The sequence below is a fragment of the Thalassotalea sp. PP2-459 genome (assembly GCF_001913705.1).
Taxonomy (GTDB): domain Bacteria; phylum Pseudomonadota; class Gammaproteobacteria; order Enterobacterales; family Alteromonadaceae; genus Thalassotalea_C; species Thalassotalea_C hakodatensis.
Genome location: NZ_MKQD01000019.1, coordinates 86,317 through 107,024, shown reverse-complemented (window position 1 = coordinate 107,024; position 20,708 = coordinate 86,317). Strand labels below are relative to the sequence as shown.

16 protein-coding genes are annotated in these 20,708 nt (G+C 38.8%); 10 read left to right on the top strand and 6 right to left on the bottom strand.

The features are described 5' to 3' along the window. Positions 1-33: 33 nt before the first annotated feature. Both mrcB and BI291_RS03915 read right to left on the bottom strand, forming a co-directional pair. Positions 34-2,361, bottom strand: coding sequence for a penicillin-binding protein 1B (mrcB, locus tag BI291_RS03920; protein WP_074496442.1), 2,328 nt, complete (start codon positions 2,359-2,361; stop codon positions 34-36). Between the two features lie 12 nt (positions 2,362-2,373). Next, positions 2,374-3,435, bottom strand: a complete 1,062-nt coding sequence (locus BI291_RS03915; protein WP_074496441.1) for a CNNM domain-containing protein — start codon at positions 3,433-3,435, stop codon at positions 2,374-2,376. A 249-nt stretch (positions 3,436-3,684) separates the two neighbouring features. Here BI291_RS03915 and BI291_RS03910 point away from each other — a divergent pair, with 249 nt between their 5' ends. After that, complete coding sequence (locus BI291_RS03910; RefSeq protein WP_074496440.1) at positions 3,685-4,173, top strand: MarR family winged helix-turn-helix transcriptional regulator; 489 nt, start codon at positions 3,685-3,687, stop codon at positions 4,171-4,173. Positions 4,174-4,263: 90 nt separating this feature from the next. On the opposite strand, the gene glnD is transcribed toward BI291_RS03910, so the two are convergent. The 3 genes from glnD to hrpB all read right to left on the bottom strand — a co-directional run bounded on the left by glnD (position 4,264) and on the right by hrpB (position 10,376). Continuing rightward, positions 4,264-6,837: a [protein-PII] uridylyltransferase gene (glnD, locus tag BI291_RS03905; protein ID WP_083601887.1), complete on the bottom strand. Its 2,574-nt coding sequence runs from the start codon at positions 6,835-6,837 to the stop codon at positions 4,264-4,266. Between the two features lie 8 nt (positions 6,838-6,845). Continuing rightward, positions 6,846-7,664, bottom strand: coding sequence for a hypothetical protein (locus BI291_RS03900; RefSeq protein WP_074496438.1), 819 nt, complete (start codon positions 7,662-7,664; stop codon positions 6,846-6,848). Positions 7,665-7,874: 210 nt separating this feature from the next. Continuing rightward, a complete protein-coding gene (hrpB, locus tag BI291_RS03895) occupies positions 7,875-10,376 on the bottom strand; it encodes an ATP-dependent helicase HrpB (protein WP_074496528.1) in 2,502 nt (833 codons plus the stop codon). A gap of 207 nt (positions 10,377-10,583) precedes the next feature. Between hrpB and BI291_RS03890 the strand changes: the two genes are divergently transcribed. Then, positions 10,584-12,386: a choice-of-anchor I family protein gene (locus BI291_RS03890; RefSeq protein WP_074496437.1), complete on the top strand. Its 1,803-nt coding sequence runs from the start codon at positions 10,584-10,586 to the stop codon at positions 12,384-12,386. A gap of 285 nt (positions 12,387-12,671) precedes the next feature. Next, positions 12,672-13,085, top strand: coding sequence for a hypothetical protein (locus BI291_RS03885; RefSeq protein WP_074496436.1), 414 nt, complete (start codon positions 12,672-12,674; stop codon positions 13,083-13,085). 32 nt (positions 13,086-13,117) lie between these two features. On the opposite strand, the gene pepB is transcribed toward BI291_RS03885, so the two are convergent. Then, positions 13,118-14,416: an aminopeptidase PepB gene (pepB, locus tag BI291_RS03880; protein WP_074496435.1), complete on the bottom strand. Its 1,299-nt coding sequence runs from the start codon at positions 14,414-14,416 to the stop codon at positions 13,118-13,120. Positions 14,417-14,538: 122 nt separating this feature from the next. Between pepB and sfsA the strand changes: the two genes are divergently transcribed. From sfsA to panC, 7 genes are all read left to right on the top strand, one after another. Further along, on the top strand, positions 14,539-15,255 hold the full coding sequence (gene sfsA / locus BI291_RS03875; RefSeq protein WP_074496527.1) for a DNA/RNA nuclease SfsA: 717 nt from the start codon (positions 14,539-14,541) through the stop codon (positions 15,253-15,255). A 339-nt stretch (positions 15,256-15,594) separates the two neighbouring features. Next, positions 15,595-16,035 (top strand): RNA polymerase-binding protein DksA, encoded by a 441-nt coding sequence (gene dksA, locus BI291_RS03870; protein WP_074496434.1) that lies wholly within the window; start codon positions 15,595-15,597, stop codon positions 16,033-16,035. 12 nt (positions 16,036-16,047) lie between these two features. Next, positions 16,048-16,944 (top strand): tRNA glutamyl-Q(34) synthetase GluQRS, encoded by an 897-nt coding sequence (gene gluQRS, locus BI291_RS03865; protein WP_074496433.1) that lies wholly within the window; start codon positions 16,048-16,050, stop codon positions 16,942-16,944. Between the two features lie 238 nt (positions 16,945-17,182). Continuing rightward, positions 17,183-18,505: a polynucleotide adenylyltransferase PcnB gene (pcnB, locus tag BI291_RS03860; RefSeq protein ID WP_074496526.1), complete on the top strand. Its 1,323-nt coding sequence runs from the start codon at positions 17,183-17,185 to the stop codon at positions 18,503-18,505. Positions 18,506-18,507: 2 nt separating this feature from the next. Continuing rightward, the gene (gene folK / locus BI291_RS03855) at positions 18,508-18,999 is read left to right on the top strand and encodes a 2-amino-4-hydroxy-6-hydroxymethyldihydropteridine diphosphokinase (RefSeq protein WP_074496432.1); all 492 of its coding nucleotides are present in this window, start codon (positions 18,508-18,510) and stop codon (positions 18,997-18,999) included. Between the two features lie 56 nt (positions 19,000-19,055). Continuing rightward, positions 19,056-19,850, top strand: coding sequence for a 3-methyl-2-oxobutanoate hydroxymethyltransferase (gene panB, locus BI291_RS03850; protein ID WP_074496431.1), 795 nt, complete (start codon positions 19,056-19,058; stop codon positions 19,848-19,850). Positions 19,851-19,858: 8 nt separating this feature from the next. Next, positions 19,859-20,704 (top strand): pantoate--beta-alanine ligase, encoded by an 846-nt coding sequence (gene panC, locus BI291_RS03845; RefSeq protein WP_074496430.1) that lies wholly within the window; start codon positions 19,859-19,861, stop codon positions 20,702-20,704. The last annotated feature ends 4 nt before the right edge of the window (positions 20,705-20,708 follow it).

Sequence of the window (20,708 nt, the reverse complement as noted above, 5' to 3'; positions counted from 1 at the left end):
AATGAATAATTCTCGGCGAATAATTGCTAGGTGCTACTCACCAAATAAACGTTCTAACCAGGTTTTCTTTTTCTTTTGTGGTTGGGGTTCTAAACAAGAGTGTTGCATAGATAAACCACGAGAAATTGCAGGCATTTCGATGTTCTGCTGACAATCAACAGCCATTGCCAAGCCTGTTTTGGCATCAAACGATAGCCATTCAATATCGCTAGGTACTGAAGTATGTTTACTTTTTGTACCATAGCTATTTAAGAAGTCTGCAAACAGTACTAACGCGCCTGAACTTCCTGTCAGTGTGGTTTCTTTATTATCATCTCTACCAATCCACGTGGTAATTAGGTGCTGTTGGTCATAGCCAACAAACCAACTATCACGTTGATCATTCGTAGTTCCTGTTTTACCCGCTAATGTCGCGTCTTTGATACGCCAAGCGAGTGATTTAGCCGTGCCTTCAGTCGTGACTTTCGTTAACGCATAATCAACTAAATAACTGGCTTGTTCAGAAAAATAGGGCGTTGGCTCAGCAAAAAATTCATATAAGGTTTCACCTTGGGCTGAGGTTATTTTCTCAACCGCATGGCTTTGCACCGCATACCCTTGATTAGCAATAGGCAAATAAAACTGACTTACCTGATAAGGCGACATATTGATCGAACCTAGAAGCATTGAGGGGCGGAGAGTTATATCACGGTCATAGCCAAGCAAATGCACAATTTCAGCTACACTTTCTAAGCCAAGATCCATCCCTAAATTAATCGTCGGTATGTTAAGCGATCTAACTAAACTGTCTAATAAAGATACTTGTCCTCGAAACTTACCGTCATAGTTTTTAGGCTGCCAAACTTCACCATTATCCGTTGTAAAACTAATTTCAGAGTCGTCTAAAATGGTGGCTAATTGATAGTCTTGATACCGTTCCAGTGCTGCGATATATATAGCTGGTTTGATTAGCGAACCTATTGGGCGTTTAGCATTTAATGCACGATTAAAACCTGCATAACCACTTTCTTTACCGCCTACAATACCTTTTACAGCACCGGTTGTGCGTTCTGTGACAATCATCGCTGCTTCAAGTTCGTGCGTTTGACTCTCAGCTAAAGCCGCTAACTGTTGCTCAACCTTTTTTTCTAGCAATGTTTGTGTGTAAAGTGAAAATTCGGTAAACACTCGAATGCCAGAGGCCTGCATGTTAGGGGGTAGTAGCTCGCCCAACTCTTTTTTGACTAATTGCAAGTATGCAGGAAACTTCTGTTTGTTTTTCACTAATCGTCTAGATTTTCGTACAGAAAGTTCACTCTTAATCGCAGCGAGATATTCAGGCTTGGTCAAATATTCTTGTTCAAACATCAACGTTAATACTAAATCACGACGTTTTTTTACCCGTTCAGCGTAGCGCCAAGGATCATAGTAGCTCGGACCTTTTATAACACCTACTAGCGTAGCCATTTGTTCATCTGATAGCTGTGCTACACTTTTACCAAAATAAAACTCAGCAGCTAATCCAAAACCATAAATACCATTTGCAAAGTGTTGTCCCAAGTAAACTTCATTTATATACGCTTCAAGTAATTGATCTTTGCTGTAACGGTATTCAAGCAATAAGGCCATAATCGCTTCATTAACTTTACGCCAAATCGTCTTTTCACGCGATAAATACATGTTTTTTACAAGTTGCTGAGTCAGTGTACTACCACCTTGCACGGTTCTTCCTGCACGAATATTTTTATAAAGCGCGCGTAAAATACCCACTGGCGAAATACCCGCATGATGATAAAAATCACGATCTTCAACTAATAACAACGTATCTAGCAACCGTTCAGGCACAGACTGTAATGGTACCAACACACGATCTTCTTTATTTTCAGGAATAATACGATCAATAAGATAGGGTTCAAGGTTTACAGAATGTGCTTGCTGTTCATCGAGATATAATTGTTCAACGGTTTGAATATCACCGCTACGTGTTACATCAATCATCACTTTTTGCGGATATTCAATGCCTGAACCAAAATCAAAAGCTCGTCGATAAATAATGATCCGCTTGCTAGATAAAGCAAATTGCCCGGGTTTTGTCACTTTCGTTACGCGACGATAACCCATTAAAGACAATTCCGCTTTTAAGTGGCTAAGGTTAATCTCACTTCCAGGCTGAAATGAATGGATTTTACTATACACTTGAACCGGTATTTGCCAACGCTGACCTTCGAATTTGTCGACCACTCTTGCATCAAGATATAAGGTATAGAATGCCAAAATAATGGCAAATAAAAGTGTAAACTTAGCCAGAAACAAGCTAAATCGCTTTAATTTTGAGCGCTGTTCTGGTGGTGTTTTGCTTGTTACCTTTTTCTCTTTCGACACACTAAAACCTAATTACTCATCGTCTTCGTTGTTTGATACTTTATTATTGCTCGACTTTAACCGCTGTCTAAACTTAGCTTTAGCTAACATTTGCATATCTTCCACTTGATCACTCTCGTCAATTATTTCGCGGCCTAAAAAGGTTTCAATAGCATCTTCTAAGGTAACAATACCCGCAGTTTGCCCGAAATGATCTTCCACAAGAAAAATATGTTCATGGCGTTTTATAAAAAAATCAAGCAAGGGTAATACCGGTAAGCTTTCTGAAATTCGATGTAAAGGTTGTTTAATATCAACCAGTAACGTGTCGCCATTTCCTTGTCTTTCTTGTTCGTAGAGTGTCCCTTTAATAATTAAGCCGGTTATATTGTCGATTGAACCGCTATAAACAGGTATACGGGTAAAACTTGCTGTTTGCTCTGCAGCCAAAGCAGCAGAAATGGTCATGTTTTCATCAAGAGCATGCACAACGCTTCTTGGTGTTAATATATCACCGGCTTTAACTTCTCTAAGGGTAAGAATATTTTCAACCAATTGGTTTTCTTGGTAAAAAAGTGAACCATCTTTATGCCCTAATGCTGCAAAAGCGCGAATTTCATCTCGCGATACCACATCCGTTTTATTTTTATCAAACATACGCGTGAGCAACGATGAAAACCACACCAGAGGATAAACAACTTTCACGAGAAAATTGATGATATAAGCCGAAGGGATCGCCAAGTTGCGCCAAAATTTAGCGCCAATTGTTTTTGGAATAATTTCTGAAAAGTATAATATTGCTAAGGTTAATAAAAACGCGATTAAGGTTTCTTTTTCTTCACCAAAAACTCTAATGGCTTGAGCACCAACACCTGCTGCACCCATAGTATGAGCGAATGTATTAAGGATCAAAATACTAGAAATCGATTTATCTATATTGTCTTTCACATGACTGAGTACTTTGCCACCAAGCGGTTTGTCTTTTTGAATATTTTCTACGAAACTTGGCGTTACCGATAACAGCACAGCTTCTAAGATTGAACATAAAAACGACACACCTATTGCTATTGCCAAGTATGTGAGAAGTAAAGTCATAAATATTGCACGTTGAAAACATTAAAAAATAATCGATGATTGTAAACTAGCTGGCAATGCATTCCTATGTTTTCATCATATTTAGCCATAAATCCGACGATTCCCTCCTCACGATCATTAAAATAATTTGTTCTGAAACTGTTTAGTTATTACTTTTTAGTCAAAGTCTAGCAATTTAAACGCTTATTACTATGCAATAACTCTAGAAATGTATAAGCTAGCCTCAAATTCTCTCAAAGTACATTTGCTATGGAAAAATACGAAGAACTGCTCGTTGCGATCAGAAGAGTGATCAGAGCGATTGATTTGCATTCTAAGCAATTAAATAAGTCAGCTGGGCTAACTGGGCCGCAACTGCTGATCATGCAAGAAATCGCCCGTGTTAAAGGGGTTACAGCGAGTCAAATTGCAAAAAATATTAATTTAAGTGCTGCTACGGTCACGAATATACTTGATAGATTAGAAAATAGATCACTCATAGAGCGAGTAAGAAGCACTGAGGACAAACGTCGGGTTAGCTTGTTTTTATCTGATAGTGGTCGAGAAACCTTAATCAATGCGCCGCAACCACTGCAACAACACTTTATTCAGAAGTTTTGTCATTTAGAGCAATGGGAGCAATCTTTATTGTTGTCGTCAATGCAACGTATTGCAACCATGATGGACGCCAACGAAATAGATGCATCTCCGATGTTAGAACTTGACTTAATGCAGGCTGATATCAACAAAACGCTATAAACGATAATTTGCTAAATTGATTAATTAGGTGTTTTGATCAATTTAGCAATTCATGACTGACAACTCGTTATACATAATATACGCGCCGATCTAAAACGCTATTTTTTCTTCGATCAATTTAACAATGTCATCAGAGTCTAAACTCGAGATTGATTGATCTTCACTATTCGAAATAAGAAAAACATTATCATTACATTCGCCTAGCTGACTTATTTTTGCTGAATGAATGGTAAACCCTTGTTCATTAAATACTTCACAAATCTGTTCAATATAGCCGGGATCATCCAAGGCGTTAATTTTAATCAGTGATTTGTCTTTATCTGGATAAGGTAATACCTCAATATTCGGATCTTGTTCAAAGGTCTCAACGTACATAGGCGCTTTGATTGCTTTACCGGTATCACCAGTATTCAAAATATCTTTAACTCTTTGCACAATGGCGTTTAATCTAAATTCATCATCAACAACATCGTCAGATTCACTGAGTAGCTGAAAGACTTCAATAACATTATCATCTTGAGTTGTCAGCATGTTTGCTTCTTTGACGCGAAGTTTTGCCTTAGAAAGCACTTTAAAAATATCGGAAAATAATTGATCCCTGTCAGGGGTATAAACGACTAAGGTCGTAAAGCCAAGATCATTTGAGTTACATAAAAATACATGATGTTCTTTATTAAAATTACTCATAATGTTTTCGGTAATTTCAACAATGTGTTCAACACAATTGGCAGTGAAAAACTCGCTCGGAAGCTTTTTCCACCATAATTCAACTTTTGCAATATCAACATCACTACAGAGTTGACTTTTCGCGCTGGCTTTCTTCTCGCTAATTAACGTTCTCGCTTCAAAAACATTGTTTGTGCCTTTTGCGATTGTTTTCTTTAAACCTTTATAAAGAAGTGATAATTGATATTCTATCCAAGGGTTCCAAGCACTTTCATTTGTTGCCATTAAATCAGCAACGGTAAAACATAATAACGAATCAAGCTTTTCTTTCGAAGAGATGGTTTTTGCAAGTTTTTGAAAAATAATGGGATCATTTAAATCACTTTGCTTACATACATCAAGCATTAACGTTTGGTTTTTTACCAACCAGAACACCAGTTGAATGGATTTTTCATCGAGCTGATGAAAAGTAGCAAACTCTTTCGCTTGCATCGCACTGAGCTCGTGATCTTCATCAGTTTGACGACCCGATAAATGGTGACATAAAGTCGCCAAACGTAAAGGAAGTTTGTTAGGAATTTTTTGATAGGATTTAACGGGAAAACTGTCTTTTTCATGATGTTTTTCAAAAGCACCAAGATAAGCTAACGCTTTAAACGCATGTTCATCAACTGTATAGGCATTATGCATGTCAAATTGCATTTGCCCTTCGATTAGCTGCCAGTGAGAAAAATATACCGACAAAATACCATAACGATGCATTAAGCCTAATGCTTGCTCGAATCCATCAGTTTTGGATAGAAGCTCGATAAATTCATCTCTACACCCTTGATAATCTTGTAGTTCCCCAAGTAATGAACGCCTTACATTTCTTAATGCCCTAAGCGTCTTAGGCGTAATACCCGTGATAGCATCTATGTCTGATATCAACCTAAACATACGGATAACTTGTTTCTTTTCAATAAATAAGTTTTTATCTTCTACATCAATCAAGCTACCTATTCTTCTAAAGCCGCTATCAAGTTGCTTTACGTTATTAACACGAGAAAATGACGTATGCTCGATTGTTAAGGTGTCTAAAATTAATTGGTTTAATTCACGAATGCGGGTCATGGCGCGAAACAGTTGACGCATCATACGCTCGATGGCTTGTTGGCTGTTCTCACCATCACCAAAGCCTAACATACTTGCTACGTCAGCTTGATGTTCAAACAACAATTGTTCTACCGATGACTCTGCAACCGTATGCAATGCCCATCGCACGCGACAAACAAAATCAAACGCTTCTTTTAGCTCAATTTGTTCGTCTGCCAATAACAGCTTAGTACCGCTAAACACCTCTGAATAGCCCAACCCGTAAAACTTTTGCGCAACCCACAAAATGCTTTGTACATCGCGCATGCCACCGGGGTGATTTTTTAAATTAGGCTCTAAAAATAAGGCGGTATTTTTTGCTTTTACATGACGTGCTTTTTGTTCTTCAAGCTTTTCTTCGAAAAATTGTTGATGAGACCATAAATCTTCGCTATGCATTAATTTATTAATAGCGAGTGCATGCTCGGCTGGCCCAGTAATCCTTCTGATATCAAGTAAATTGGTTGCTACAGTAACATCTTGCTTTACTTGTTTTTTAGTTTCATCAATAGTTCTTACTGATTGGCCAATGTCAGAACCTAAATCCCATAACTTAGTTAAAAAACCAGATAAGGCAGCTTGCTGTTGTTGGCTTATTTTTTTATCGATAATGATCGCTAAGTCAATGTCAGAACCCGGGTGTAATGATGCTCGTCCATACCCGCCAACAGCATTTAGCGAGATGGGGGCATCCACTAAGCCAAAGTGTCGCCATAATTCGGTAAGTACTTCATCAAAAAAGTAAGCTCGTTCTGTTAACAAGCCTTGAATTGCATCTGTCATAAAGCGACAATTAAGCACTTCGTCTTTATCTTTAATGACTTTTTTAAGCGTTAAAGCATCGGGTAGGGTTGTGAATTGCATTGTGTTCTCTATAATCGCTTAAACCAAGTATTTAGGCTATCTAACTCACCATCTACCAATGATTCATTTTTTAATCGCCCACCAAACTCAAATCCTTGTTCAACACATATTGCGTTAATGGCAAGACTGCTTGCTGGTACAATGGTAAAGGCAGTTGTACACTTTAATGCTTTAAAGTGTTGTTCCATTTCTGTGATTAAATTGATCAATAACTGCCAAACATCAAATTCAGCACTTACTATAAAATCAGAAAACTCAACCACTTGCTGTGATTCATCATAGCTTGCTGTGGCGGTTGCGACAATTTTGTCGTTCGATTGGGCAAAAAATTTATGATGCGTGTCATGATCAGCAATTGAATGCTCACGCCCCGTAAACACTAACTTATCTTTGCTTTCTACGTTAGTGCGTACCGTATTTGTACCAACCGTGACACGATCAAAACTAAAATCAGTTAATTTATTTTTTTTACTAATATAAGCCTTTTCAAGCACTTTATCGTGGATATTCTCGAGATGATTTTTATGGTGTTTATCGTTAAGGTAATAAACAACATAAAAAGCATCTTGTAAACCATAATAGGCCATTATCGAGGCTTCAACCTTAAAGCCATGTTGAAAAAAATAAATCGCTTGGGATTCATTTACCTTAATGCTGATTTTTGCTGCATTTATTTGATACGAATAACGCATTACCATTTCAACAAAAATTGATAAATCTATCGTTCCAAGGTCATCAATCAATACGGTATTTGCATCATGATCGTAAACAAAATCAATATTTTCTTCTTTTGCTAATTCTTCAAAACTAAGTGGTTTTATACTCATAACATTAATGTATTTCGCTCCTGATTCAAAAATTAATTAGAACTCTTATTATTTAAATAGTAACAAATGGTCAAAAAATAGCAAACAGAGGCCTGCTAAAAAGCGCTCAAAACGAGCTTTTGCTATATTATTTTCCTTATTGAGGTGTCTGGTTAATTTAATTATTACTCTAATTATTCACGAAAACCCCCTTAAAAAATCCAACACCTGCTAAGCAGGTTTTTGCTTAATAGAACGTCCTGGTTTTTCTTCTAAGGGCTTTTCTGGCCATCGGTGTTTGGGGTACTTTCCACGCATGTCTTTAGCTACATCGAAATAGGAAGATTGCCAAAAATGCCTCAAATCACTCGTGGTTTGTATAGGTCGACGAGCTGGAGATAACAACTCAAAGCGTAACGGCACTTGCCGCATTGCGAGTTTAGGTGTTTCAAGCTGACCAAACATTTCTTGTAAAATCACTGCAACGGTTGGTCCTTGCGATTCATCATAGCGAATTAACACCTGTTTATTGCTAGGCGTTTGATAATGTATCGGCGCATTTTCATCCATAAACTGCTGTTGCTGCCAGTCTAAGTTAGCAATCAGCAGTGGATATATTTCTAGCTGTTTAAGGGCCTTTAAACTATTAATATTATTCAGATAAGGAATAAGCCAATCTTCTATCGTAGAAAGTAAGTGTTGTTCAGATATTTGAGGAAAGGTATCTAATTGTTGACCTAACCATTGAGCTCTTGTCAGCCATGACCGACACCGTGACGACCAATTTAAAAAGCATAACCCTTCTTGTTGAAGAATATCTTTTAGGCAAGTAGAAAAATGTTCTTGTGATAAAGCACCATTATTTTCTTCTACAATCGTTAATGCCTTATAGTAAGTTTTACTAATGCTATGAATGGCATTTTTTTTGTTATCGAGCCTGAATTGTGTCTCTTCTCGTAAATTGTTCTGTAAAATTGTTGGTAGCTGTGATGGCATTACCGGCAGTGCTGAAAATACTTTGCCGTCTTTATTTTTTCCATCACAGTGACAAACGATCAACCATGTTTCACCTCGCAAAGCATCACTTTCATTAAGCGAAACTCCTCGACCATTAGCCAATAAATATCGTTCTCCTTGTTTATCTCGCGCCTTCGCAAGCCGTTCAGGAAAAGCAAAAAATAATAGTTGTGCAGCACATTCTCTAAAGCTATTAATACCTATGTATGTGCGTGCCAACTCTACTGACAATTTATTCGCAAAGTTTTTGGCAAGTTTAGCTACTTGCTCTAAAGCAGAACGATTCACTCCCGTAGGTATCAACTGCTGCTGTAAATATTCAGACACTACAAGAAATCTCGTTGTAATATCTACACTTTGCGACGAAATAAAAATATCTCTTTCAGACAAAAGAGCAGCAAGTAAACAAGCTATGGCAGTTTTTTCTGGTGAATCGGCTCGTATTAACATACTCGCAAGTCTTGGCTCTACACCTAGCAATAATGCCTGTTGCCCTAACCCCGTAATTTTATTGCCGCTATCGACAAAACCTAACGATTGGTTCAACTCACTCGCGACATCAAAATGATATTTCGCCGGTTCAGATAACCAATTTACATCTTGATATTGCGTGATACCCCAAGCAGACAGCTCAAGCACAAAGCTTGTGAGTTCTGCGTTTAATACTTCTTCTGGTTGATAGTCAGCTAACCGTTGCTGCTCACTCTCAGACCATAACCGGATACATTTACCCGCAGTTAGCCTGCCAGCTCTACCAGCTCTTTGACTCGCTGAAGCTTTTGCTATGTTGATAGTATCGAGCCTAGATAAGCCACTTTTTACATCAAAACTTAATACTTTCTCAAGCCCAGAATCTATCACAGTAGTGATACCTTCGATTGTTAAACTAGTTTCTGCAATATTGGTAGCAAAAATAACCCTTCTTTGATGTGAGTCTTTCCTTGTTAATACCAACGACTGCTGAGCAAGAGGTAAGCCACCGTATAAAGGGAGTAAATCTACCGGTGTTTCCAGCACTTGTTCTGCTGCAGCTATGCATCGTTTGATATCTGCTTGTCCTGGTAAAAATACAAGAATATCCCCTTGCTTTTCATCTTCAAGTTCACGCTTTACTACAGATAATACAGTTTCGGTGAGATAACGGCTGCGTTGTCCATTATATTCAATAGCTACAGGGAAACTTCTACCAGGGCATGACATCACTGGCGCATGATGTAGGTAGCTTGAAACTTGTTGAGTATCAATCGTTGCTGACATCACCAACAGTTTTAATGTTTCGTTGTAAGCGTCTTGAACTTCTAGTGATAAAATTAATGCCAAATCAGCATGTAAAGAGCGCTCATGAAATTCATCAAAAATAACCAAGCCAACATCAGATAGTTCTGGATTAGACTGAATTTTTCGTGTTAATACGCCTTCAGTGACAATTTCTAAACGCGTGTTGTTAGACACTTTTCGTTCATTTCGGATATGATAACCGATCGTTTGCCCGACTTTTTCACCTATTTTTCCAGCTAAATAATGTGCAATAGATTTAACCGCAACACGGCGAGGCTCTAGCATGATAATTTTTTTGCTGCCAAACATATCTGAGGCTAATAATGAAAGCGGTACTGCAGTAGATTTACCTGCACCAGGCTCTGCCTGTAAGACCACTCGCTTATGTGCTTTTAACATTGTATTAAGCTCGGGCAAAAACTCGTCTATTGGTAGCAATTTTCTGTCAATGAGGTTGTAAATGGTTGGCAAAATTATATCAGAGTAGAAACTAAAAATGTGCTTGCCATGCAAAATCTCACGTCATGCACGTTGATTTACATTGATACCCAAACACACTCAATCATTTTATCGTCATGAAAATGCAAGAGAATTGTCATAAACCTTAATTACAGTGGTATTTATCATCATAAAACGAGTACCGCAATGAAAACATTAAAGAAATTATCTATTGCCTCAATTTTACTTACCTTGTTAGCTGCTTGTAACGGCGACGATGGTCAAGACGGCACAACGGGAACTGCAGGTCCACAGGGTGAACAAGGCTTACCTGGACAAGACGGCCAAAATGGAGAAAGTGGAAACCTTTCTCTTTCCGCAACACTGGTAGCACGTGCTGTTCTGAGTGCTGAATCGCCAGAAGGCGCTGCAGAAATTGTACAATATCATGCGTCATCACAGCATATATATGCCATTAATAGTTCTGGCAATACCGCAACAGTTGATATTCTTTCGTTGTCTGATGCAGACCCTGCAGCATTAAGTACTAATGCAGAAGGGGTTATCACAAATACGAATATGAATACTATCACTCAAATTGATTTATCAGTTCATACCCCAGGTGATGCAAATAGTATTAGTATCTCTAACGACCTAAATGTTTTAGCTGTTGCTTTAGCTGCCAGTCAAACTGGGGATAAGGGTCACATTGCTCTATACGATATATCCGCAGCCACACCAACTTTTATGAAAAACATTGAAGTAGGTTTTCTACCCGACATGGTCACTTTTACGCCTGATAGCAGCAAACTCATTGTGGCGAACGAAGGAGAACCTAGTAGTGACTACACCATTGATCCTGAAGGTAGTATCTCTCTTATTGCGATTAATAATGGTGTAATAAGTGATACTGCGACAAACATTACTTTTACCGAGTACAACGATAAAAAGTCAGATTTAATGGCTCAAGGAATGATGTTTCCTAACCCTTCCGGAAGAGTAATTAAAGGACAAACAATCAACACAACTGTCGCAATGGATTTAGAGCCTGAATATATTGCCGTTTCTGATGACATTAAATTTGCATACATTACCCTTCAAGAAAACAACGGTATTGCAATTGTTAATTTAGAAACCAATACCTTAGTCGATATTAAAGGGTTAGGATTTAAAGATTGGTCAAATTTTGTTATCGATGCTTCAGATAAAGATGATGGAATAAACTTAAAAAAATACAAAAATTTATATGGTATGTATCAGCCAGATACTATTGCTACCTACACATGGAAAGACGTGAATTTTATTGTGACTGCCAATGAAGGTGACGGTAGAGAATATTTTTTCGAATCTGCATCTGAAACAACCTGTTTAGCTGAAGGTGGCATTGATTATGACGAAGATGACGGTTGTCTTGCTTACCTTGATGAATCACGTGTAGAAGATTTACTTTTAGATCCCATCGCTTTTAGTGCGATTAACAATGATGATTACGATTTAGGTAGACTGAAAGTCTCAATTGAAAAAGGTGATATCGATAATGACGGCGATTATGATGCACTATACACTTATGGCGCTCGATCATTTTCAATTTGGGATGCGAATGGCAATCTCGTCTTTGATTCTGGCGATGATATTGTTCGCATCACGTCTGCGGTTCACGGCGAAGCTTTTAATAATGACGAAGACACTAACGAAGGTGACACACGTTCAGACGCAAAAGGTGCTGAACCTGAAGCACTTACTATCGGTCATATTAACGGAAGAACACTCGCATTTGTTGGGTTAGAACGTATGTCAGGCATTATGATTTACGACATCACCAACCCCTTTAATGTTACATTCGTAGATTACCTCTATAATCGGGGGTTAATTGAAGACGCTGATATTACTGGCGATTTGGCTCCTGAAGGAATGACATTTATTCCAGCTACCGATAATGCAGAGGCGATGCTAGTGGTTGGTCATGAAATTTCAGGCTCTGTCAGTGTATGGCAACTCGCTGTTCAATAGAGTCTGTTGACTTTTTAGCTCAAGAAAACGCGACTATGCTAGTACAGTCGCGTTTTCTTGTAGACTAACCTGCATTAGGGGCTGTAGACAAAATCATACTTTTCTTCTCATTTATACCTCTTCCACACAACAAATTTCATCCTGTGAACCAAGCATAAAGAAAATGATAAAGGGTTGATTTCGTGTTGTTTAAATAATTTGCATCTTTCGAGAAATCTGCTTACTTGGCAAGCAATATTTTTTTTGCTATTGATATTAACCCGACAACAAAACAAGGAAGATGATGTGAATTTAGCCGCCCATGGTGATTACAATATTGAAAAGGAAAACAACATACTCATTGTTGATGCACGAGGTCCGTTCAACGAAGTCACCGCAAATGCTTACGTAAAAGATATGCATATCGCTTGCGAGCAATATCAAGGAAAACCTTGGGGGTTATTAATTACCTTTTATGGTAACAGTATCTTTACTCCAGAAGCGGAAAAGATACTCGTTGATGTCACTCGTTATCGAATGCAGCGAGGTATGATAGCAAACGCTAGTGTTATTGTTGATAGTAATACCGCTGATATTCAGCAAATGCAGCTTAGGCGAGTATACCAGTCGTGCAATCTTACTTTTCATGTATTTACTGATACCTTTAACGCAAAACAGTGGCTGGTAGAATTTGTAAAAGAGCAGTCACAAGCCATGTAACTACTCTTTGCAAAGAGCTACTACTACGAGTGCTATTTATTATTTAACAGCAAGTTTGCTATCGTCGCGATAGACATACCTGTAGCGCCTGCAGCCCACAGACTATTTGCGCTTCCGTTATAAGCAGCAGCTAAATCAAAGTGCAGCCAACCTTTTCCGTCATTCGGCACAAACCTTGATAAGAAGCCAGCTGCATTACTTGCTCCTCCCATACCGCCCCCTTTTTGAGTACGGCTATTTGCGGTATCAGCAAAGGCTGAAGGACACTTTTCTTGATGCCATGGCGCTAAAGGTAATGGCCACAAAGGCTCACCTTCTGCTTTCGCTGCAACTAATGCCCGTTCAGAAGCGACACTATCTAACGACATTAACGCTGTATAATCCCCCCCTGTTGCTAACATAGCAGCCCCCGTTAACGTTGCAGCATCGATAATCATTTTGGGTGAAGATTCACTAGCCAGTAATAAACCATCCGCTAACACAAGGCGTCCTTCTGCATCTGTATTGGCAATTTCACAAGTAACACCATTTTTATAGGTTAAAATATCACTGACTTTATACGCACTACCGCTGATCATATTTTCAGCGCAGCACAAAATCAATTTTACCCGCTTGGTTAGCCCTTGTTGTATTGCATAAGCCAATGCAGCTGCCACAACTGCGACACCGCCCATGTCACACTTCATGTTAAACATGCCTTCATTTGATTTAATGCTGTAGCCGCCAGTATCAAATGTAATGCCTTTACCGACCAAACACACATCTACTGGAGCGGCTGAATTACCGGTAGGGTTAAAATCGATTTCAGCTAAACAAGGTGCATGTTGGCTAGCTTTACCTACGTTATACACGCCAACCCAGCCATTTTCATTTAATGCTTCGCCTTTGATCACATTCATACTAACAAATTCAGGCGACAATGTTTTAACGTAATCAAAAACACTTGATACTAATATTTCTGGCGATTGTTCTGCTGCTGTTTGATTGGTTAAGCGCTTAGCCCAAGCATAAGTCATTAATTTATTTGACAGTTTATTAATTAATTCTGGTTCGCCAGTGAAGTGGATATTATTACTTTTATTGATCGAGCTAAAACCTTGCGCAAAGGCCCATTGATAACTTTCTTGCCAGTTACCTCCAGTTAGAGCTACCTGCTCAAGCCCCATGCTTTCTAATTTTCGAGCGGCTTTTTGGATATTTCTTTCACTATAGTTATCAAACTCAGGAAAGTATAGAAACACCTCACCATTAATATGTTGAATGGTTTTATTCTGTTGCCAATCTGTTGCTTTATTGTCGTTAATTAAATGTACTAGAACACCTTGCTTCACGGGAACACCTTATTTCTTGAAATTCATTGTGTTAGTTTACACCAAACAAACAAGGTGCTCACACTTAGTTCAATAAATATTGTACTATTATGCACACTTTATTTTACAAAATCGTCTTTACTATGAAGCTAACACTTTCTCGAGCAACCCTTGAAAAGCGATATAAGCGATTTCTGGCTGATGTCATCCTTGATAACGGCAATAGAACTACTATCCACTGTGCAAATACAGGTGCAATGACCGGTTGTGCGACTTCTGGAAACAAGGTGCTTTACAGTGTTTCAGAGAATAAAAAAAGAAAATATCCCTATAGCTGGGAGCTTAGTATCACCGAGCAACAACACACCATCTGCGTCAATACCATTCGCGCAAATCAGTTGGTAGAAGAAGCATTAAACAATGGAATAATTAATGAATTCGAACATTTTTCAGCATTAAAGCGGGAAGTTAAATATGGTAACGAAAACAGTAAAGCTGATTTTTATCTTCTCGATGAAAATGGAACTGAAACGTATATCGAAGTGAAAAGTGTCACGTTATTTGAGGATGAACAAGGTTATTTTCCTGATGCTAAAACCCTACGAGGACAAAAGCATTTGCGTGAATTAATGGACATTGTAGAACAAGGTAAACGTGCCGTGTTATTGTTCGCGGTGCTACATTCCGCTATTAATAATGTCAAAGCAGCAGCGCATATAGATCCCATTTATGCTGGCTTACTCCGCCAAGCAAAAGAAAAAGGAGTTGAAATTCTCGCATATAAAGCAGAATTTTCTGTTAGGGAACAGGAAGTCGAAATTCAATTAACAACGCCCATATCTGTCAGTTTTATCGATTAACACTGCAAAAAGTGATATCCCCTTTTGAAGGGTTAAATGAAAATACAACAAAAAAACAGCTAATTTGTTACAACTATTATCAACAAAAGATTGACGAGAGCAGCTAAATCTTGCTAAAAAAGTGGGCTTGCGATAAAACAGGATTCATTCGTTATAAATTATACTTGTAACATTTTGATATTCCACTAAAAAAAATATTTTTAATGATTGTTCTTGAATTTTGTCTAACGTAACACAATATAGTTCTGATATTTCAGGTCTATTTTAAAAATTGGCACATGCAGTCAAATTAGCATTCTTTAATTGTTATTTGAACTAGTTAGCATTAGGAGAATTAGCATGCCAAACAGTAAAGCTTTAGGTATTTTAGCGTTAGCAGGCGTAGAGCCGTATGTAGAAAAACCTAATGAAGAATACATGAGCGCTGAGCAATTGGAACACTTTAAAAAGATCCTAGAAGCATGGCGTACCCAACTTCGTGAAGAAGTCGATCGCACCGTAACTCATATGAAAGATGAAGCGGCAAATTTTCCTGACCCTGTGGATCGTGCAGCGCAAGAAGAAGAGTTTAGCTTAGAATTACGTACTAGAGATCGTGAACGTAAATTAATTAAAAAGATTGAAAAGACTTTGCAATTAATTGAAGAAGACGATTTTGGTTTTTGTAAAAGTTGTGGCATTGAAATCGGTATCCGCCGATTAGAGGCTCGACCTACCGCTGATCTTTGTATTGAATGTAAAACATTAGCGGAAATCAAAGAGCGACAACTTGCCGGTTAATCATCTGTAAAGATGAATAACGAAAACACAACAAAGCGATCTAAGCAATATCGAGGTCGCTTTGCACCATCTCCTTCTGGCCTGCTACACTACGGCTCACTTATCACAGCATTAGCAAGTTTCCTTGACGCTAAACACCATCAAGGTCAATGGCTCGTACGCATGGAAGATATTGATCCGCCAAGAGAGCAGGCAGGTGCTAGTGATATAATTTTAGAAACCTTGCTAGCCTTTGGTCTTCAGTGGGATGAAGACGTAATGTTTCAAAGCCAGCAGTATTCGCGGTATAACCAGATAATTTCATCGTTAAAGCAACACTCTCTTGCTTATCATTGTCAATGTACTCGTGCTCAAATCAAATCTATCGGAGGCATATACCAAGGGCATTGCCGACACTTAAACCTAACCGAACCACAAAGTGCGATCCGCGTAAAAAACCAGCCTAAAATTGCCCATTATGATGATATTTTCCAAGGTAGAGTATCTTGTAATACCTCACTGGCTGCAGAAGATTTTATTATCAAAAGACGGGATGGACTATACGCTTATCAACTAGCTGTTGTCGCAGACGATATTGAGCAAGAAATCACTCACGTGATCCGGGGCTGTGACTTACTCGAGCCAACCGCCAGACAATTAAGTTTTTTTAAAATATTGGATGAAGCAACCCCGCAGTATGGCCATATACCTTTAGCCGTCACTGAATTGGGCTATAAATTAAGTAAGCAAAATAAAGCACCGGCCATTGACCGCAATGATCCTGAATCCAGCTTAATAAATGCCTTATCATTTTTAGGACAACAACCACCAGCATTACTTCAAACTGCTGATGTTAAAACGATTATCAGTTGGGCTATCGAAAATTGGCAGCGCGAACTTGTGGCTAAAACTCGCGAGATCACTATCTAATTTTCTTATCGTTTCTGCGTTATTCCAATCAAATACCTATTATAACCGCAGTTGCCTGTATTTTTTTCATTCTCTTTTTAGCCCTACTGTTATATGATCGCGGCGCTCTTTTTTAGTTTTGAGGTTGTTAAGTATCAAACGCGTTATCAATTTGTGTAAGAAGGTATTCGGCCAATCTATGCGTGAAAAAAATTCCAACAGTTCAATCAGTGCAGTAAGCACCGATGGCCCGCAAATTTTGACCCGAGATCAACACCCTGTCTCTCGTCAATATATCAGTTCTAATGCGCTAAAAGTACTTTATCGCCTGAATAAATCAGGCTTTGATGCATACTTAGTGGGTGGTGGAGTTCGAGACATAATGCTTGGTTTAACGCCAAAAGATTTTGATATTGCCACTAATGCGACACCTGAACAAATTAAAGGATTATTTAGAAACTGTCGTTTAATTGGTCGTCGTTTTCGACTTGCCCACATTGTTTTCGGTAGAGATGTGATTGAAGTTGCTACTTTTCGTGGTCATCACGACAACCCTCAACAAGCACAGAATTGCGGGAAAACATCAAAGCAAAGTGAACATGGAATGCTACTGCGTGACAATATCTATGGCTCGATTGAAGAAGACGCTGAACGTCGTGATTTTACCATTAACGCACTTTATTATTCGATAGCTGATTTTAAAGTGTACGATTTTGCCAATGGTGCCAAGGATATTTCTCAACGAAAAATTCGTTTAATCGGCGATCCAGAAACGCGTTACCGCGAAGATCCTGTGCGAATGTTACGAGCCATTCGCTTCGCCACAAAGCTCGACATGGATATCAGTAAAGAAACTGAAGCACCTATTGTTTCATCGGCGCCATTATTAGAAAACATTCCACCAGCACGTTTATTTGAAGAATTTTTGAAGCTATTTTTGTCGGGTAAAGCCGTTGAAAATTACACGATGCTACGTCAATACGCTTTGTTTCGTTACTTTTTCCCTGTCGTAGAAGAGGCCTTAGTTAATCAATCGCTACCTTATTTATCTCCATTTATCACGCAAGCTCTTACCAATACAGATGACAGAATTAATAACGAAAAGCGCGTAACACCCGCTTTTCTTTTCGCAGCAATGCTTTGGTATCCAATTCAGCAACAAATAAAAGCGCTTAAACAAACATCATCACTTACACCACAAGATGCATTTTTTGCCGCTTATGGCGAAATAATGGGCCGTCAACAGCAGAGTATCGCAATCCCCAAACGTTTTCAGTCAGTTATAAAAGACATTTTAATTTTACAAGATAAACTCGCTCGACGTGAAGGCAAAAAAGCGTTTCGTACCTTTGAACATCAAAAGTTTCGAGCTGGTTACGACTTTTTATTATTGCGCCACCAAGTGGAGTCTGCACAAGGGTGTGATGATTTAGCAGAACTTGTTAATTGGTGGACTGAGTTTCAACAACGTAACTACGATACTCAACAACAAATGGTTAAAACACTTGGCCGTAGTAAACCAGGTGCCAGACGTTCTCCAAGAAAACGTCGTCGTCCTCGTACGAATAACTCTCAGGACTGATCATGGCAATTTGTTATATTGGCTTAGGTAGCAATTTATCTAATCCGCAACGACAAATACAACTTGCTGTTCAATGTATCAGAGCGCATACAGGTATCACTCAAATAGCGCTTTCAGCACTTTATTGTAGTCAACCGATGGGGCCACAAGACCAGCCTGACTATATGAACGCAGTCATGGCTATTAATACTAAACTCACCCCCATTGAATTACTTGATGCATTACAAGCTATTGAGCGGCAAGCTGGCCGTGTCAGAAAAGGCGAACGTTGGGGAGCACGAGTGCTTGATTTAGATATTCTGCTTTATGATCAAGAAATAATAAACACTCCTCGCCTCACCGTCCCCCATTACGGAATGAAACAGCGAGAATTTGTGTTAATCCCACTAGCAGAGATAGCACCTAAACTGACACTACCTTGTAATAGTAACGTGTCAACCCTGGCCGAGAGCATCGATAAAAACGCACTAACAATTCACAGCCAACTCAGTTAAAATCGCTGCAAGAAAATCAATTTATCGCACAAATAACTGTGTTTTTGGATCTTTTTATGACAAAGATAACAACCTCAGTGTTGCAAAAAATGAAGCAACAAGGTGAAAAAATAGCGACAATCACTGCATATGACGCTAGTTTTGCTAAATTATTCGATCAAGCAGGTATTCACGCCATTTTAATTGGTGACTCACTAGGTATGGTTTTACAAGGCCAAGATGACACCTTACCTGTTGATGTTGACCATATGGCTTATCATACGCAATGCGTGAAACGCGGTGTTGAAAATACACTGATCATCAGCGATCTACCTTTTATGAGTTACGCAACAAAAGAGCAAGCATTCACTAATGCAGCTACTTTGATGCAAGCTGGTGCAAGTATGATTAAAATTGAAGGCGGTCTTTGGTTAGCTGACACCATTTCCGGTCTTGTTGAACGTGGGATACCCGTGTGTGCTCACCTTGGTTTAACACCTCAATCAGTTAATGTCTTTGGCGGTTTTAAAGTACAAGGACGTGACGATAGCAAAGCACAAGAAATGATCGAGCATGCAAAAGCACTAGAAGCCGCTGGCGCTCAATTATTAGTATTAGAATGTATTCCTGCTTCGTTAGGTAAAGCTATCTCCGAGGCGATTGACATTCCAACTATCGGTATTGGTGCAGGAAAAGATACCGACGGCCAAATCCTTGTTATGCATGATGCCTTAGGTATTTCATGTAGTTATATGCCTAAATTTTCAAGAAACTTTCTTATCGACACTGGCGACATTAAAAAAGCTATCGAGTTATATATAAGTGAAGTGCAAAAAGAAAACTTCCCAGGTGATGAACACATTTTTAAGTAGGCGGAATAATGATCACCCTTAACGATATTTCTAGTTTAAGAGAAACCATAAACCAGTGGCGACAACAAGGTTTCAAAATTGCCTTTGTACCTACAATGGGTAATTTGCATGCAGGTCATATTGCATTGATCACAGAAGCCCATAAACACGCAGATAAAGTCGTTGCGAGTATCTTTGTTAATCCTATGCAATTCGGTCAGAATGAAGATATTGCTAATTACCCCAGAACGTTGCGAGCAGATCAACAACAACTTGAAGCCGCCAAAACTGATCTACTTTTCACGCCAACACCCGAAATTGTATACCCAAAAGGCCTTGATAAACAAACCTTTATTGAGGTTCCGCAAGTTTCTGAAGGTTACTGTGGAGAAAGTCGTCCAGGTCATTTTCGTGGCGTAGCAACAGTCGTTTGTAAGCTGTTTAACCTTGTGCAACCTGACGTAGCCTGTTTTGGCTTAAAAGATTATCAACAGGTACAAGTCATTCAAACCATGGTTGAAGATTTATCCATGCCAATCGATATTATTCCGGTAGCAACAGTAAGAGAAGCAAGTGGTTTAGCATTAAGTTCACGTAATGGATATTTAACTGAAGAGGAGTTAAAAATTGCGCCTGCACTTAGTCAAAACATTCAGTGGCTTGCTGAGAAAATAAAACAAGATACCGACTTTATTGGTTTAGCGAAGCAAGCGACTAATTTCATTAATAATGCTGGACTAAAAACCGATTACATCCATATTTGTCATGCGAAAACATTACAGCCAGCAAGCGAAGATGATAAAAACTTAGTTATTTTAGCCGCTGCGCACTGTGGTAAAGCACGCTTAATTGATAATTTGCAAGTCAACCTGTAACTCA